Raw genomic sequence first — 15,268 nt, forward strand, 5'->3', positions numbered from 1 at the left:
AGGTTGTTGGTTGTACTCCCTACATTTGCGTACGTTTATATAGATTATGGCCGATATTAGACAGAGAAGCGGGCGAGCCACGCCGAACCGCAGTTGCCCGCGCAATGGCGGGTTCCTGCCGGGAAACTGTCAGATTATTGTCAGCGGGCAGACGCGCCGGGTGTTGTCAGAACGGCAGTTTCATCCCCGGCGGGATGGGTAGGCCTGCGGTCATTTCCTGAGTTTTCTCGGCGATGATCGCCTCGATCTTCGCCTTCGCGTCGTTATGGGCGGCGATGATCAGGTCCTCGAGGATCTCGACATCGTCCTCCTTGAACATGGAGGGGTCGATCTTGACGGCCTGCAGGGCGCCCTTGCCGTTGAGCGTGACGGTGACCATGCCGCCGCCGGCCGTGCCGTCCGCGGTCATGGTCTCCATTTCCGCCTGCATGGCCTGCATCTTTTCCTGCATTTCCTTGGCCTTGCTCATCAGGCCCATAATATCGCGCATGGCGTTTCTCCAACTCTCTACAGGTCGTCCGCCTCGTCCGGATCGACCGGGATGGCTGACGGATCGAAAACTTCGTCGTCGATATCGGCATCCTCGCCGGTCTCGGCAAGACGCACATCGATGATTTTCGCGCCGGGGAAGGCGGCGAGGATCGCGGCGACGTCCGGATCGCGGCTGGCGTCGGCGACGGCGGATTCGCGACGCTCGTTGTCGATCTCCTCCAGCGTCGCGCCGCCCGGATCGCGCGACAGCGAAACGATCCAGCGCGAGCCCGTCCAGTCCATCAGCTTGCGCGACAGGTCACCGAGCAGCGTGCGCGGCGCATCCTCGGTCAGCGAGACGGCGAGCTTGCCCGGTTCGATGGAGACCGGCCGCACGCATTTGCGGATATTGACCTTCATCAGCGGGTCACGGTTCTTGTCGGCGAGATCGCTGAGGTCCTGCATGCTGTTGACAGGCACGGAAGGCAGCGCCGGCTCGGGGGCAGGCTGCGGCGGGGCCTCGTGCCGGACGGGTTCCGGTTCCGACGAGACCAGACGCATCGCCTGCGCGCCGTGGCCGCCGCTTGCCGTCGGGGCGGACGTGCGCGGCGGGGCGGAAACCGGTGCAGCGGGCCGGGCGACCGCATGGGCGCCGTTGCCGTTGCCGGAAGCCGGGGCGCCGTTGCCACCGGAGAGCGCCGGCCGTGACGGCTCGCCGGCGGGCGCGTCGTCGAGCGCCTTCAGCGCCTCGTCGAGCGTCGGCAGGGTGGCCGCGTGAGCGAGCCGGATCAGCACCATCTCGGCGGCGGCGACCGGGCGCGAGGAGAGTTCAGCTTCCGGGATGCCCTTCAGCAGCATCTGCCAGGTTCGTGACAGCACCTTGACCGGCAATTGTTTGGCAAAGGCAAGTCCGCGTTCGCGTTCGTCCGGCGTCAGTGACGGGTCGTTTTCCGCCGCCTCCGGCACGAAACGCAGACGGGTGACCAGATGGGTGAAATCGGCGAGATCGGTCAGGACCACCGCCGGGTCCGCGCCAACGTCGTACTGGTTGCGGAACTCGTCCAGGGCCTCGGAAATGCGGCCGGCCATCAGGTGCTCGAACAGGTCGATGACGCGGGCGCGGTCGGCAAGGCCGAGCATGGAGCGCACGGCCTCCGCACCGACCGCTCCGGACCCGTGGGCGATCGCCTGGTCGAGGATCGACAGCGAATCGCGCACCGAGCCTTCGGCCGCACGGGCGATCATGGCGAGCGCCTGCTCGTCGGCGTCCACGGTTTCAAGGTTGGCGATCTTGCGCAGGTGCTGGACCAGCTCCGCGGTCTCGATGCGGCGCAGGTCGAAGCGCTGACAGCGCGACAGAACGGTGATCGGGACCTTGCGGATCTCGGTCGTCGCGAAGATGAACTTCACATGTTCCGGCGGCTCCTCGAGCGTCTTCAAGAGGCCGTTGAAGGCCTGCGTGGAGAGCATGTGGACTTCATCGATGATGTAGACCTTGTAGCGCGCCGAGACCGGGCGGTAGCGCACCTGCTCGATGATCTCGCGGATATCGTCGATGCCGGTATGCGAGGCGGCGTCCATCTCGATCACGTCGACATGGCGGCCTTCCATGATCGCCGCGCAATGCTCGCCCATTTCAGCGAGATCGATCTGCGGCTGATCGACCGTGTCGGTCCTGTAGTTGAGCGCGCGGGCGAGGATGCGCGCCGTCGTCGTCTTGCCGACACCGCGCACACCGGTCAGCATCCAGGCCTGCGCGATGCGTCCGGCGGCGAACGCGTTTTTCAGCGTGCGCACCATCGGCTCCTGACCGATCAGGTCGGAGAAATCGCGCGGGCGGTATTTTCTCGCCAATACGCGATAAGGCGTCTTCGGTGCGGGGGTATCGCTCATGCTTCATTCCTAGCGCAAAGCGAAAGCGCTTGACCAGAAGCCTCAGGCCGATTGGCACATGAAAGGTTGGAGAAAATAAAGGTGGGAGGCTGGCACGGTGACCCGTGCCGGGGCTCGTTAGGGCTGCTTCCTTCCGGACCTGACCCGGTTGGCGAGTGGCTCGTCCACCACCAACCTCCCGACCGCGATATCGTATTTCGGGAGGTCAAAAGCAAGTCGCCAATGCGCAAAAAACTGATATTGTCGCAAAATGGAACAGTTCAGCCTCGATCCGGCCCTCCAGGCCGACACGCTTCCCGTCGCCGATCTCGGCCTGTGCCGGCTGCTGCTGATGAACGACAACCGGTTTCCCTGGCTCATTCTCGTCCCGCAGCGCGCCGGAACCGTCGAAATCCACGACCTGTCGCCACTCGACCAGACGATGCTGACATTCGAGATGGTCACGGTCAGCGAACATCTCAAGGCGCTGACCGGTTGCCACAAGGTCAATGTCGCGGCGCTCGGCAACCAGGTGCGGCAGCTGCACATGCATGTGATCGCGCGCGACACCGGCGATGCCGCCTGGCCCAACCCGGTCTGGGGATCGGGACCGGCGGTCCCGTACGAACCGGGAGCGGCGGATGCCTTCATCGCCAAATTCAAGGCAAGCTTTTAAGCTCAATGTCTAGCGGGCGAGCCGGCGTTCTGGCATGACACGCCACAACGCAGGGCGTATTCATGCGCCTTCGGGACATTCGAGAGACGAGGCATTCGCATGACGATTCGACTGGCCGACGCGCCGTTTCCCGACCACTCGAGCGAGACCGGGTTTTCGCAGAACAGACTGGAACGACGCTCGGAAAAGCGCAACGCGTCGAGCACGCGCAATGCGCTGAAGGACGACCGCGCCCATCTCTATCTCCTGAGCGAGGGCCGCGTGCTGCTGAAGCACGACGAGGAGATTTTCGATCCATTGTTTTCGCCGGGCGAGGTCTACGATCTCGACGTCGATTTCGACGAATCCGTGCTGCTCGGTTTCGAGGCCGACGAGACACCGGTGCTGGCCGCCTGGACCGGCATCGACAAGGAGCACCTGCCGCATCACATCAAGGCGATCGACCTGCGCTCCGTCTATACGCAGGGGCTGGTGCCGCCCGACAAGCTCGGCGCGATCGCGCAGGGCGCGGCGCTGGTTTCCTGGAACAGGAGCCACCGCTTCTGCGCGCGCTGCGGGACGGCAAGCGAGATCACCGACGGCGGCTACAAGCGGATCTGCCCGAATTGCCAGACGATGCATTTCCCGCGCACCGATCCTGTCGTCATCATGCTGGCGCTGACGCCGGACGGATCGTCCTGCCTGCTCGGGCGCGGCGCGCATTTCCAGGAAGGCATGTATTCCTGCCTCGCCGGCTTCGTGGAGCCGGGAGAAACCATCGAGAACGCGGTCCGGCGCGAGACGGAGGAAGAGGCGGGCATCCGGATAGGCAAGGTCGCCTATTACGCGAGCCAGCCATGGCCGTTTCCGCACACGCTGATGATCGGATGCCACGCAGTGGCCGAGACCACCGACATAAGGCTCGACGAGGAGCTCGAGGATTGCCGCTGGTTCTCACGCGCCGACGTGCGGCTCATGCTCGAACAGGAACACCCGGACGGATTGTGGACACCGCCTTATGGCGCCATCGCGACGCACCTGATCCGCGCATGGGCCGAAGAAGGAGAATAGGACAATGGCAAGCTGGGCAAAGGACGTCCTCGATTTCTGGTTCCGCGACCTGACGCCGAAGCAGTGGTACACCAAGGACGACGCGGTCGACCGAACGATCGTCGAACAGTTCGGCGCGCTGCACGAGACGATCGCGGCGACCGACAATGCGGAGCTTGCCGCCTCGCGCGAGACGGCGCTGGCGGCGATCATCGTGCTCGACCAGTTCGCGCGCAACATGTTCCGCGGGTCTGCGAAGAGTTTTGCCGGAGACGCGAAGGCGCGCGCGCTCGCCAACGCCGTCATCGAGGCGGGGCACGAGGCGGCGATGAACGACGACGAGCGGCAATTCCTCTACATGCCGTTCATGCATTCCGAGACGCTCGCCGACCAGGACCGTTCGGTGGCGCTGTTCGAAACGCTGGGCCGGGAAGAAAACCTCAAATACGCCAGGATGCATCGCGACCCGATCAAGGCGTTCGGCCAGTTCCCGCACCGCAATGAAATTCTCGGGCGGGCAACCTCGCCCGCCGAACGGGCCTGGATCGAGGAACATGGCGGTTTCTGACCGCGCACGGAATCGACGTTTACGTTTACGTCAAAAAAACTTGCATCGCTGACAGGCGCGAAATATGTCAACGTGACGCATTCAATGATCCGGGCAGGTTTGCCGGTTTTCGGGGGATTGCCGCAAACGGACTGCCGATTCCGGGAGGAGCAGGAATGGCACAAGCATCGAAATCGGCATCCGCCTATGCGGACAAGCCGTGGCTGAAATCCTATCCGGACGGCGTGCCGGCGGAGATGGCGGCCATCCCCTACGGCTCGCTGGCGGACATGGTCGATCGATGCTGCCGGAAATATGCCGATCGCGCCGCCTATACCTGCATGGACAAGACGCTCACCTATGCCGAACTCGACACGGCATCGAAGGCATTCGGCGCCTATCTGCAGTCGCTCGGCCTCGAGAAGGGCGACCGGGTCGCGCTGATGATGCCGAACATCCTGCAATATCCTGTGGCGCTTTACGGCGTGCTGCGCGCGGGCATGGTGGTGGTCAACGTCAATCCGCTCTATACGCCGCGCGAACTGGAACACCAGCTCAACGATTCCGGCGCGACCGCCATCGTGGTGCTCGAGAATTTCGCGCACACGCTGCAGCAGGTCGCCGCCCGGACCGGCGTAAAGCACATGATCGTCGCCACGATGGGCGACCTGATGGGACTGAAGGGCCATCTCGTCAATTTCGTCGTGCGCAAGGTCAAGAAGATGGTGCCGGCCTGGTCGCTGCCGGGGCATGTCGGCTTCAAGGCGGCGCTCAAGGCCGGCGGCGGCAAGACGCTCGCGGCCCGGCAACTCGGCCATGACGACGTGGCCTTCCTGCAATATACCGGCGGGACGACGGGCGTGTCGAAGGGTGCGACCCTGACGCACGGCAACGTACTGGCCAATGTGCAACAGAACACGCACTGGGTGGAGGTCGCCTATGCGGCGCGCGGCAAGCCGGACCAGATCACCTATCTCTGCGCGCTGCCGCTCTATCATATCTTCGCGCTGACGGTGAACGCGATCTGCGGCATGGACCAGGGCGGACACAATGTCCTGATCCCCAATCCGCGCGACATCCCCGGTTTCGTCAAGGAAATGGCGAAATACAAGTGGAACTTCTTCGCAGGCCTCAACACGCTGTTCAACGCGCTGCTCAACAACGAGGATTTCCGCAATCTCGACTTTTCGTCCGTCCGCCTCGTCATGGGCGGCGGCATGGCGGTGCAGAAGCCGGTCGCCGACCGCTGGAAGGAAATCACGGGGACGGTCATCTACGAGGGCTACGGCCTGTCGGAAACCTCTCCGGTCGCCACCGCCAACCGTTTCGATTCCCCGGACTTCACCGGCACGATCGGACTGCCGCTGCCCTCGACCGACATCGCCATCCGCGACGAGGACGGCAACGACCTGCCGCTCGGCGAGGTCGGCGAGATCTGCATCCGCGGGCCGCAGGTGATGGCCGGCTACTGGAACAGGCCGGACGAGACCGCCAATGTGATGACGCCGGACGGCTATTTCCGGTCCGGCGACATGGGCTTCATGGACGAGGCGGGGCGGACCAAGATCGTCGACCGCAAGAAGGACATGATCCTGGTGTCGGGCTTCAACGTCTATCCGAACGAGGTCGAGGAAGTCGCGGTGTCGCATCCGGGCATCGTCGAGGCGGCCGCCGTCGGCGTGCCGGACGAGCATTCCGGCGAGGTGGTCAAGCTGTTCGTCGTGCGCAAGGACGCAAGCGTGACGGAAGCGGTGGTTCGCGAACACTGCGCCGCCAACCTGACCGGCTACAAGCGGCCGAAGATCATCGAATTCCGCGACGACCTGCCGAAAACCAATGTCGGCAAGATATTGAGGCGGGAGCTGCGGTAGGACACCGGCCGACCCGCAGACAACCGCACGTTGCCACCGCAACCCGCGATTTGCTATCAATTCCCTGTCGCCTCGGCATGCGAGGCGGGGAAACAGCGAGATGCTGCTTCGGACAGCCGGTTACATGGCCCCATCGCCGGCCTGAACGACCGCAGCACCGCCTGTCGCGCAAGGATCGTAGTCGGATGAAGCTCGTATCATTGACAGCAGCACTGTTCGTTTTCACCGCCACCATGGCGAACGCGCAGGTTTCCCTAGACGAACTCGACGCGCAGGTATCGGCGCGGGACAAGGAACTCGCCGCATTCGCGGACCGCCTGAACGATCCCGACCCGGAAAAGTCATTGGCCGCGATGAAGCTGTTGATCGAAAAGGGCGACGCGGACCAGCAAAGAATGGCGATCCGATTCGGGCTCTACAGCCCGGACTTGGCGGTCCGGTCGACGGTACTGCGCGCCATCTTCAATTCGAGTCCGACGCTAGTGGTCAACATGAAACCGGTCTCGGAGAAGCAAGGCGTCTATTTCCAGCGCGAAATCAGAAGACTGAATGGCTCCTATCTCGACGACAGTTCCGTGTCGGTGGTGTTCAAGGTCGCCGGTTACAATGACGACGAGGCTTGCTGGTTCTACAAGAGCGGCGTCTACGAACCGTGCCTGGTTCGCCTGACGGCTGACACCGTCAGCGTTTTCATTGGGGACTCGTGGAGCCAGTATACACTCAATGCCCAAGGCGTTCTCACGGGCACCCAGAATGTGAAGGGCGAAGTCACCGAAGCGACGATTTCGCTCGCGGAATAGCTCTACCGGAAACCTATCTCATCGATGCGGACCGGCGATCCGCCACCCCAGGTGGACAGGATCTCGATCGTTGCGCGACGTGCGTAGGTCTTGCGACGCGTCACATCCATGATGCCGTCCGGCGGCATGTCCCGGTCGATAAAAGTCAGCGGGCGGCGCACCTCGCCGTTCGAGGTATCGACAGTCACGCGTATCGAACGGGGCACGAAGGATGCGACGCCGTCCGCCTCCGACCGCAGGACAACGCGGCCGAGCACCACCGTATCGGGGAAAAGGACCTCGATGACGACCGGATGGCCGGGAATCATCTCGGCGACATAAGGTCCCCGTCCTTCCGTCATCGCCACCGGATCGGCGCCGTCGTCGACGGGATGCTCCGACCATTTCACCACTTTGAAAGCCAAGGCGTCACCTTCAGGCGGCTCTTGCGGGCGGCAGGCGGCGACCCGTTCGGCGACGGCCGGATCGTCGCAGACCCGCCCGTCCTGGACACCTTCGATCCAGCGCGACAGGCGGCCGACGATCTCATCCATCCTCAGCCCCCAGACCTCGCCCGCTGTTTCGGCGTCGGTGACCATGGCAATCGGCGTTTTACCGGCGAAGACCGTCGCACCGCTCGTACCGGCGAAGAAATCCTCCGGTTGTCCGGGAGCGGCCATGACGCTCACGCCATCGAAGGTGACCGCGCCCAGCGTGCCGGCGCGGGCTTCTTCCGATTTCTGTCTCCCGCGCAGTATGGTGACCTCGGCGCCTGGCCTCAGTCCGTCGATCCGCCGCGGCAAGCTCGACCACTCGACACCGCAATCCCGGGTGATGCCGCCACTGACGAGGCCAAGCGACAGGTCCGTCCGCTTATCGGTGGAATAGACGATGTCGGAACTGCCTATCGGCCCGTTGGGGACGGAGAGCCGGACGCCGCTGAAACGCGGGCCGTGGACGTGTTTCGGCATGATGACGAAACAATTGCCGCGATGATGGAATAGAAAACCGCTGCCGGAACTGTCGCCAACCTCGACGACTTGGGCGGCAGCGGGAACCGACGCGCCAACCCCTAGCAAAAGGATGCATGCAAGCCTTATGATGGTATCGTGCCATCTAGGGGGTGGGAAATTGCGGAAATTCAGAGTCCTGGCCGTTGCGACCTGCTTGCTTTGGCATCCATTGGCGAGCGTCGCGCAAGACGTCGTGCTCGCCGAGCCGCCGCTGCGCGAAGAATTGTTACCACGTTCGAAAGTGAGCACCGAGATCGTCATGGGCGTGATGCTAACCGGAACGGGCGGCGACGGGAAGCTGCCGGCGCTCGCCATGACGCTGCCGGATCGCTGGGTACCGAAGGGGGATTCGGAAACATCGATCTGCGCACGCGTGACATCGAAGAATGGGCGCTACACCGCAACCAATACCTACCGCATCCGGCCCGCGGCGAAGGCCGGCACACAGCCGCTCGATTTCAATTCGAAAAAACTGGATTTTCTCCGCGAGAACGAGGCAGCCGTACGGATCACGCTTGGGGATTGCCAAACCCGGCCGAAACAATTCGCGCCCGCACTGTGGACCGGTGACGTGTCCGGCGGAAGCCTTCATGTGTTCCTGAACGCCGGCGGGCAGCAGGCCGCCGTGGCGGCGGATGGTCCCGGAGATTTCTCGGCCTATTGCGCAGACGAGAGCGAGGATACCGGCCTGAAATACACGGCACGCTGCGACATTCCGCTTGAGAAGCTCAATCCGCACGGCCCGACCACGCTATTCTTCACTGTCAACCGCAATCGCACGGCCGAGCATTTCCAGATCGACGTCGTGCTGCCGGAAAACTGACCGTGCTGGCGAGGGCGCGCACGGCCGTCGCGAACGTCTGGCGGATCCTGTTCATCCGGGTGATCGTGATCTTCATCGTCTGTTGGGCGGTGTTCGGCCTTGCCTACGGCTATTTAGCCGCGCGCACCGTGATCGTGGAAGCCAGGACATCCGCTTTCCAGATCCTCCTCAAGGAGGACCTCGATCCGCTGACGCTCGGCCCCTATCATCTCTGCCTGCCCCGGGAGGCGCCCAATCCGAGGGAGACGGGCAAGACCAGATACGGCTGCTCGCCCAGCCTTTATACGATAACCGAATTCAACGAGCCCAGCCTCTTTTTCAGCAGCGGGACATTGCTGGAATTCAGGATCAACGCCGAACGTTTCGAAATCGAGGTAGTGGCAACTCCAACAGACTGGAGCCTGAAGGAGCATGGCTATGGGAAAAACGCGATCTTCAGCGTTGACGCAGACCGTCTTTCCGAACTAGGGCAACTCGCGGCAACAGGTACGGTTTCGATCGGCGCGCAGGGTACGTCAAGCAAGGGCGCTGTGCATTCGGGCCGCTACGAGATCTACGGCAAGCCGCTGACCGGTTTCATTCCGCGCGGCCGGAGCGTGTTGCTCAACGAGGCCACGATCCCGGCTGGCGCCTTCGTTACGCTGGTGCGGGCGCTTTCCGGCAAGGATGCAACGGCACATATCCAACTTACCGCACCCACCGACAGCGCACGCACGCTTGCGCTCCTGGCGATCTCGGAAACCGCGCCGGTGGACCTGAAGCTGGAGTTGTTCCAGACGGATCCTATCCTGCTGCGTCCAAGTTTCGCCGACGCGTTCCAGAACGATCCGGTTCTCATCGTGCTGCTTACCCTTCTCGGCGCCCTGGCGACCGCCATTGAGCTGTCGAAGAAAAAATCCAGGGGCGGTTAAAAAAGGATAAACCGGGCCTCCTGCGAGGCCGACCAGTAAGATTCCGGCATTCCGGATGCTCCGCTAAGCGGTTTTCCGCTCGTCGCTAAAAACACCGTGACGTGCCGGATCGCCCGCCGTCTCGTAGTAAGCGGCGATTTCCTCATCGGTCAGGCCGAGATCCAGAAGCGTTTCCCATGCCTTGCGACGCAGTTCCGTCAAGACGGGGCGAATGTCGCGGGTATCGAAGCGATCGGAATCCGAAAACAGTCGGCTCGTGTTTTCCATGTCATCCTCCTTAGCCGCCCGGCGATGCGGTGCGTGCCCCTCCCCTACATCGCCGAGATGCCAATTCGATGAAAAAACCAAGGCGGAAACAAGACGCCGCCCGGTTTGTTGCAAACGATGCACAGAAATTGCGCCCGGAAGAGATCGGCCATCTGCCGGGGATTATCGCATCAGAACGACGTGATCACCGGAATCCCCGTCTGCGTCGAGGTTTCCATGTTGACGAGGGCGTCGATGGACTCCTCGAGCGTGATGCGGCTGCCGATCATCTTTTCGGGATGCAGGCGGCCGGACTCGATCAGGTTGAAGGCCGCGTCATATCGGAAGGCCTGGATGCCGTGACTGCCGTGGATTTCCAGCTCCAGCGCAATGACGCGGGCCATCGGTGCGGGCGGATTGTTGTGTTCGCCGAGAAGCAGGCCGACCTGGACGTGGCGTCCGCGCGGGCGCAGGCATTTGACCGAATTGGCGAAGGTCATCGAATGGCCCAGCGCGTCAAGCGACAGATGCGCGCCGCCGCCGGTCACGCTGCGGATCGCCTTGACCGGATTGTCACTGGCGGCGTTGACGCCGATCTCCGCGCCAAGCGCCTTCGCCATGGCCAGTTTCTCATCCGTCACGTCGACGGCGACGACACGGGCGCCGGCGGCCGCCGCGATCATGATCGCCGACAGGCCGACGCCGCCGCAACCATGCACCGCGACCCATTCGCCGGCGGCGACCCGGCCCTTGTCGACCACGGCGCGAAACGAGGTCACGAAACGGCAACCGAGACTTGCCGCAGTGTCGTATGCCATCGAATCCGGCAGGCGGACGAGGTTCTGGTCGGCGTAGCGCAAACCGACATATTCGGCGAAGGATCCCCAGCCGGAAAAGCCGGCCTGGAACTGGTCGGGACAGACCTGCTGGTTGCCCGATGCGCATTCCGGGCAATGGCCACAGCCGGCGACGAAGGGAATGGTAACCCGGTCGCCTTCCTTCCAGCGGCGCACCTCGCTTCCGGTGGCGACGACCGTTCCGGCGAGTTCGTGGCCCGGCACATGCGGCAGCACTATGCTCGGGTCATGCCCGATCCAGCCGTGCCAGTCGGAACGGCAGACGCCGTTCGCCTCCACCTTGACCACCACGCCATCCGGTTCCGGTGTCGGATCGGGTACTGTTTGCACCTGGGGTCGTCTGCCGAATTCCTCGAATACCACCGCGCGCATGCTCTCTCCCTTCAGTCTTCCAGAATGCAAGGACTAATCGGCTTCCCGCGCAAATGGAATTGCCGTCCGGCAGATCAGGGATTTTTTTGCCGATGCGAGCGGAGTCGGAAAACCGCTCCACCTGACGAGGGCAATCGCCCATCCCTTGAAATTCTGCTCTTGAGGCTCTTTAAAGGGCCCGGTTCCGCCGCATATTCTGTATCCTGCCATCTCCGGACCGAACGGGAGTTTCCGCATCATGCCGACCAAGATCGAAGCCGTCGCCACGCTGAAACGCCATGCCGAAGCAAACGCGCCGGTGGACATGCGCGCCGCCTTCGACACGGACCCGGAGCGGTTTTCCAGACACAGCGCGCGGCTCGACGACATGCTGCTCGACTGGTCGAAATGCCGGGTGGATGAAACGGCGATCGAATTGCTCGAGGATCTGGCACGGGCCTGCGACGTCGAAGGCCGGCGCGACGCGATGTTTTCCGGCGAGAAGATCAACACGACCGAAAACCGGGCCGTGCTGCACACCGCGCTGCGCAACCGCTCGAACACGCCCGTCATGGTCGACGGCGCCGACGTGATGCCGGACGTCAACGCCGTGCTCGCGGCGATGGCGGATTTCTGCCATGCGGTCCGGGCCGGCACGCTGAAAGGCGCCACCGGCGCGAAAATCACCGACGTCGTCAATATCGGCATCGGCGGCTCGGATCTCGGCCCGGCGATGGCGGTGCTGGCGCTGGCGCCGTATCATGACGGGCCGCGCTGCCATTTCGTCTCCAATGTCGACGGCGCCCATATCGCCGACACGATCGCCGGGCTCGACCCGGCGGCGACGCTGTTCATCGTCGCCTCGAAGACCTTCACCACCATCGAGACCATGACGAACGCCGCGACCGCGCGCGGCTGGATCGTCAACGCGCTCGGCGAAGGCGCGGTCGGCGCGCATTTCTGCGCAGTGTCGACGGCGCTTCCCAAGGTCGCCGCCTTCGGCATCGGCGAGGACCGGACTTTCGGCTTCTGGGACTGGGTCGGCGGACGCTACTCGCTGTGGAGCGCCATCGGCCTGCCGATCATGCTGTCGGTGGGTCCGGAGAACTTCGGCAAGTTCCTGGAGGGCGCGCATGCCGTCGACAATCATTTCAGGACCGCGCCAACACGCGCGAACCTGCCGATGATGCTCGGCCTGATCGGCTACTGGAACCGGGCGGTCTGCGGCTATCCGTCGAGAGCGGTGATCCCCTATGACCAGCGCCTCACGCGCCTGCCGGCCTATCTGCAGCAGCTCGACATGGAATCGAACGGCAAGGGCGTGACGGTTTCCGGCAAGCCGGTGGACGGCGTCTCCGGCCCGGTCGTGTGGGGCGAGCCCGGCACCAACGGGCAGCACGCCTTCTTCCAGCTCCTGCACCAGGGTACGGATATCGTGCCGGTGGAGTTCCTGGTCGCCGCCAACGGCCACGAACCGGGCTTGCGCAACCATCACGAATTGCTTCTCGCCAATTGTCTGGCGCAATCCGAAGCACTGATGAAGGGCCGCACGCTCGCGGAAGCGAAGGCACAGCTGATGTCCAAGGGCATGGGCGAGGCCGAAGCATCCGAGCTGGCGCCGCACCGCGTGTTCACCGGCAACCGGCCCTCGATCACGCTTACCTATGACCGGCTCGATCCGTTCACGCTCGGGCGGATCATCGCGCTTTACGAGCACCGGGTTTTCGTCGAGGCGCAGCTCTACGGCATCAACGCCTTCGACCAGTGGGGCGTCGAGCTGGGCAAGGAACTGGCGACCGCGCTGCTGCCGGTCGTCGAGACCGGCGAAGGCGCGGACAAGCGCGACGGCTCGACCGCCGCGCTCGTCGCGCATGTCCGGGGGCTGGTCAGGCAATAAGCCGATTCAGGCATCGTCGCTTCATCGCACTTGATAGCGCTGCCATCATGGCCTAACGCTTGTATCGAGGAGCGCGAGAACGCCATGACCAACCATACGAAGAAGACGCTGCGCAGCCAGGAATGGTTCGACAATCCCGACAATCCGGGCATGACCGCGCTCTATCTGGAACGCTACCTGAATTTCGGACTGACGCGCGAAGAGCTGCAGTCGGGCAAGCCGATCATCGGCATTGCGCAGACGGGATCCGACCTTTCGCCCTGCAACAGACACCATATAGAACTGGCAAAACGCGTACGGGCGGGCATTGAGGCTGCGGGCGGCATTCCCTTCGAATTCCCCTGCCACCCGATCCAGGAAACGGGCAAGCGGCCGACCGCGTCGCTTGACCGGAACCTCGCCTATCTGTCGCTGGTGGAAGTGCTGTACGGCTACCCGCTCGACGGCGTGGTGCTGACGATCGGCTGCGACAAGACCACGCCTGCGCTGCTGATGGCGGCGGCCACCGTGAACATCCCCGCGATAGCGCTATCAGTCGGACCGATGCTGAACGGCTGGCACCGTAGTGAGCGCACCGGATCGGGCACGATCGTGTGGAAAATGCGCGAGCGGCTATCGGCCGGCGAGATCGACTACGATGAATTCATGGACATCGTCGCGTCGTCCGCGCCGTCGGTCGGCTACTGCAACACGATGGGCACGGCGACGACGATGAACTCGCTCGCCGAAGCGCTCGGCATGCAGTTGCCCGGCTCGGCGGCGATCCCGGCGCCGTATCGCGAACGCGGCCAGATCTCGTATGAGACCGGCAAGCGGATCGTCGAGATGGTGCATGCGGACCTGAAGCCGTCGGACATCATGACGCGCGAGGCCTTCGAAAACGCCATCGTCGTCAATTCGGCCATCGGCGGCTCGACCAACGCGCCGATCCACCTCAACGCAATCGCGCGGCATATCGGCGTGAAGCTCGACAATGACGACTGGCAGGCGCTCGGCCACAAGATCCCGCTGCTCGTCAACCTGCAGCCAGCGGGCGAATATCTCGGCGAGGACTATTGCCGCGCCGGCGGCGTTCCCGCCGTGGTGATGGAGCTGATGAAGGAAGGGATGCTGCCGCATCCTGGCGAGATCACCGTCAACGGAAAATCGATTGGCGAAAACTGCGCGGGGATCGAAAATCTCAACACCGACGTCATCCATACCGTCGCCGACCCGCTGAAAGACCATGCCGGTTTCATCAATCTGAAGGGAACGCTGTTCGACTCGGCGATCATGAAGACCAGCGTGATCTCGGAGGAGTTCCGTAAGCGATACCTTTCCAATCCTGACGATCCCGAAGCTTTCGAAGGCAAGGTCGCGGTGTTCGAAGGGCCGGAGGACTATCACAAGCGCATCGACGATCCGGCCGAGAATATCGACGAGAACACGATCCTCGTGATCCGGGGCGCGGGACCCATCGGCTATCCCGGCGCGGCGGAAGTGGTCAACATGCAGCCGCCCAACTACCTGATCAAGAAGGGCATCCATTCCCTGCCCTGCATCGGCGACGGCCGCCAGTCGGGCACGTCGGGCTCGCCGTCGATCCTCAACGCATCGCCTGAAGCGGCCGTGATGGGCGGGCTGGCGCTGCTGCAGAACGGCGACCGCATTCGCGTCGATCTCGGCAAGGGGACAGCCGATATCCTGATCTCCGACGAGGATCTTTCGGCAAGGCGCAAGGCGATGATCGAGGCCGGCGGGTTCCCCTATCCGGCGCACCAGACGCCGTGGCAGGAGATCCAGCGGGGCATCGTCGACCAGCTGTCGGAAGGCATGGTGCTGAAACCGGCGGTCAAGTACCAGAAGGTTGCCCAGACCAAGGGCGTGCCGCGCGACAATCACTGAACGAAAAAGCCTCCCCGAAGGGAGGCCTTTCCGGGGAGGAA

14 protein-coding genes and 1 other RNA gene are annotated in these 15,268 nt (G+C 63.4%); 9 read left to right on the plus strand and 6 right to left on the minus strand.

The window, feature by feature from the left end; translation table 11 throughout:
- Positions 1-166: 166 nt before the first annotated feature.
- The 3 genes from IG169_RS18820 to ffs all read right to left on the minus strand — a co-directional run bounded on the left by IG169_RS18820 (position 167) and on the right by ffs (position 2,543).
- Positions 167-490, minus strand: coding sequence for a YbaB/EbfC family nucleoid-associated protein (locus tag IG169_RS18820; protein ID WP_193177801.1), 324 nt, complete (start codon positions 488-490; stop codon positions 167-169).
- A 17-nt stretch (positions 491-507) separates the two neighbouring features.
- Positions 508-2,364 (minus strand): DNA polymerase III subunit gamma/tau, encoded by a 1,857-nt coding sequence (locus IG169_RS18825; RefSeq protein ID WP_193177802.1) that lies wholly within the window; start codon positions 2,362-2,364, stop codon positions 508-510.
- 81 nt (positions 2,365-2,445) lie between these two features.
- An RNA gene (gene ffs / locus IG169_RS18830) (signal recognition particle sRNA small type) lies at positions 2,446-2,543 on the minus strand.
- Between the two features lie 71 nt (positions 2,544-2,614).
- Between ffs and IG169_RS18835 the strand changes: the two genes are divergently transcribed.
- The 5 genes from IG169_RS18835 to IG169_RS18855 all read left to right on the plus strand — a co-directional run bounded on the left by IG169_RS18835 (position 2,615) and on the right by IG169_RS18855 (position 7,266).
- Complete coding sequence (locus IG169_RS18835; protein ID WP_193177803.1) at positions 2,615-3,019, plus strand: HIT domain-containing protein; 405 nt, start codon at positions 2,615-2,617, stop codon at positions 3,017-3,019.
- Between the two features lie 99 nt (positions 3,020-3,118).
- Positions 3,119-4,069, plus strand: a complete 951-nt coding sequence (gene nudC, locus IG169_RS18840; protein ID WP_193177804.1) for an NAD(+) diphosphatase — start codon at positions 3,119-3,121, stop codon at positions 4,067-4,069.
- Between the two features lie 4 nt (positions 4,070-4,073).
- Positions 4,074-4,616, plus strand: a complete 543-nt coding sequence (locus IG169_RS18845; RefSeq protein ID WP_193177805.1) for a DUF924 family protein — start codon at positions 4,074-4,076, stop codon at positions 4,614-4,616.
- 155 nt (positions 4,617-4,771) lie between these two features.
- Positions 4,772-6,466 (plus strand): long-chain-fatty-acid--CoA ligase, encoded by a 1,695-nt coding sequence (locus IG169_RS18850; protein WP_193177806.1) that lies wholly within the window; start codon positions 4,772-4,774, stop codon positions 6,464-6,466.
- A gap of 185 nt (positions 6,467-6,651) precedes the next feature.
- Positions 6,652-7,266: a hypothetical protein gene (locus IG169_RS18855; protein ID WP_193177807.1), complete on the plus strand. Its 615-nt coding sequence runs from the start codon at positions 6,652-6,654 to the stop codon at positions 7,264-7,266.
- Between the two features lie 2 nt (positions 7,267-7,268).
- Here the strand turns inward: IG169_RS18855 and IG169_RS18860 are convergent, their stop codons facing one another.
- Positions 7,269-8,216 (minus strand): hypothetical protein, encoded by a 948-nt coding sequence (locus IG169_RS18860; RefSeq protein ID WP_193177808.1) that lies wholly within the window; start codon positions 8,214-8,216, stop codon positions 7,269-7,271.
- 160 nt (positions 8,217-8,376) lie between these two features.
- On the opposite strand from IG169_RS18860, the gene IG169_RS18865 reads away from it, so the two are divergent.
- Together IG169_RS18865 and IG169_RS18870 are read left to right on the plus strand one after the other, a co-directional pair.
- On the plus strand, positions 8,377-9,081 hold the full coding sequence (locus IG169_RS18865) for a hypothetical protein (RefSeq protein ID WP_193177809.1): 705 nt from the start codon (positions 8,377-8,379) through the stop codon (positions 9,079-9,081).
- Between the two features lie 59 nt (positions 9,082-9,140).
- Positions 9,141-9,992 (plus strand): hypothetical protein, encoded by an 852-nt coding sequence (locus IG169_RS18870; protein WP_193177810.1) that lies wholly within the window; start codon positions 9,141-9,143, stop codon positions 9,990-9,992.
- A 63-nt stretch (positions 9,993-10,055) separates the two neighbouring features.
- Here IG169_RS18870 and IG169_RS18875 read toward each other — a convergent pair whose 3' ends face one another.
- Both IG169_RS18875 and IG169_RS18880 read right to left on the minus strand, forming a co-directional pair.
- A complete protein-coding gene (locus IG169_RS18875) occupies positions 10,056-10,259 on the minus strand; it encodes a hypothetical protein (protein WP_193177811.1) in 204 nt (67 codons plus the stop codon).
- A 170-nt stretch (positions 10,260-10,429) separates the two neighbouring features.
- A complete protein-coding gene (locus IG169_RS18880) occupies positions 10,430-11,467 on the minus strand; it encodes a zinc-dependent alcohol dehydrogenase family protein (RefSeq protein WP_193177812.1) in 1,038 nt (345 codons plus the stop codon).
- 238 nt (positions 11,468-11,705) lie between these two features.
- On the opposite strand from IG169_RS18880, the gene pgi reads away from it, so the two are divergent.
- Positions 11,706-13,343: a glucose-6-phosphate isomerase gene (pgi, locus tag IG169_RS18885; protein ID WP_193177813.1), complete on the plus strand. Its 1,638-nt coding sequence runs from the start codon at positions 11,706-11,708 to the stop codon at positions 13,341-13,343.
- Between the two features lie 84 nt (positions 13,344-13,427).
- Positions 13,428-15,227: an IlvD/Edd family dehydratase gene (locus IG169_RS18890; protein ID WP_193177814.1), complete on the plus strand. Its 1,800-nt coding sequence runs from the start codon at positions 13,428-13,430 to the stop codon at positions 15,225-15,227.
- Positions 15,228-15,268 lie beyond the last annotated feature (41 nt).

Origin of the sequence: Oricola nitratireducens, from assembly GCF_014904745.1 — a bacterium.
GTDB lineage: Bacteria > Pseudomonadota > Alphaproteobacteria > Rhizobiales > Rhizobiaceae > Oricola > Oricola nitratireducens.

What these genes read in the sequence shown, in the direction of transcription:
- IG169_RS18880 (WP_193177812.1), bottom strand. Translation starts at nt 11,467, where the DNA reads ATGCGCGCGGTGGTATTCGAGGAATTCGGCAGACGACCCCAGGTGCAA.
- IG169_RS18850 (WP_193177806.1), top strand. Translation starts at nt 4,772, where the DNA reads ATGGCACAAGCATCGAAATCGGCATCCGCCTATGCGGACAAGCCGTGG.
- IG169_RS18890 (WP_193177814.1), top strand. Translation starts at nt 13,428, where the DNA reads ATGACCAACCATACGAAGAAGACGCTGCGCAGCCAGGAATGGTTCGAC.
- IG169_RS18860 (WP_193177808.1), bottom strand. Translation starts at nt 8,216, where the DNA reads ATGCCGAAACACGTCCACGGCCCGCGTTTCAGCGGCGTCCGGCTCTCC.
- IG169_RS18835 (WP_193177803.1), top strand. Translation starts at nt 2,615, where the DNA reads ATGGAACAGTTCAGCCTCGATCCGGCCCTCCAGGCCGACACGCTTCCC.
- IG169_RS18855 (WP_193177807.1), top strand. Translation starts at nt 6,652, where the DNA reads ATGAAGCTCGTATCATTGACAGCAGCACTGTTCGTTTTCACCGCCACC.
- IG169_RS18845 (WP_193177805.1), top strand. Translation starts at nt 4,074, where the DNA reads ATGGCAAGCTGGGCAAAGGACGTCCTCGATTTCTGGTTCCGCGACCTG.
- IG169_RS18820 (WP_193177801.1), bottom strand. Translation starts at nt 490, where the DNA reads ATGCGCGATATTATGGGCCTGATGAGCAAGGCCAAGGAAATGCAGGAA.
- IG169_RS18825 (WP_193177802.1), bottom strand. Translation starts at nt 2,364, where the DNA reads ATGAGCGATACCCCCGCACCGAAGACGCCTTATCGCGTATTGGCGAGA.
- pgi (WP_193177813.1), top strand. Translation starts at nt 11,706, where the DNA reads ATGCCGACCAAGATCGAAGCCGTCGCCACGCTGAAACGCCATGCCGAA.
- IG169_RS18875 (WP_193177811.1), bottom strand. Translation starts at nt 10,259, where the DNA reads ATGGAAAACACGAGCCGACTGTTTTCGGATTCCGATCGCTTCGATACC.
- nudC (WP_193177804.1), top strand. Translation starts at nt 3,119, where the DNA reads ATGACGATTCGACTGGCCGACGCGCCGTTTCCCGACCACTCGAGCGAG.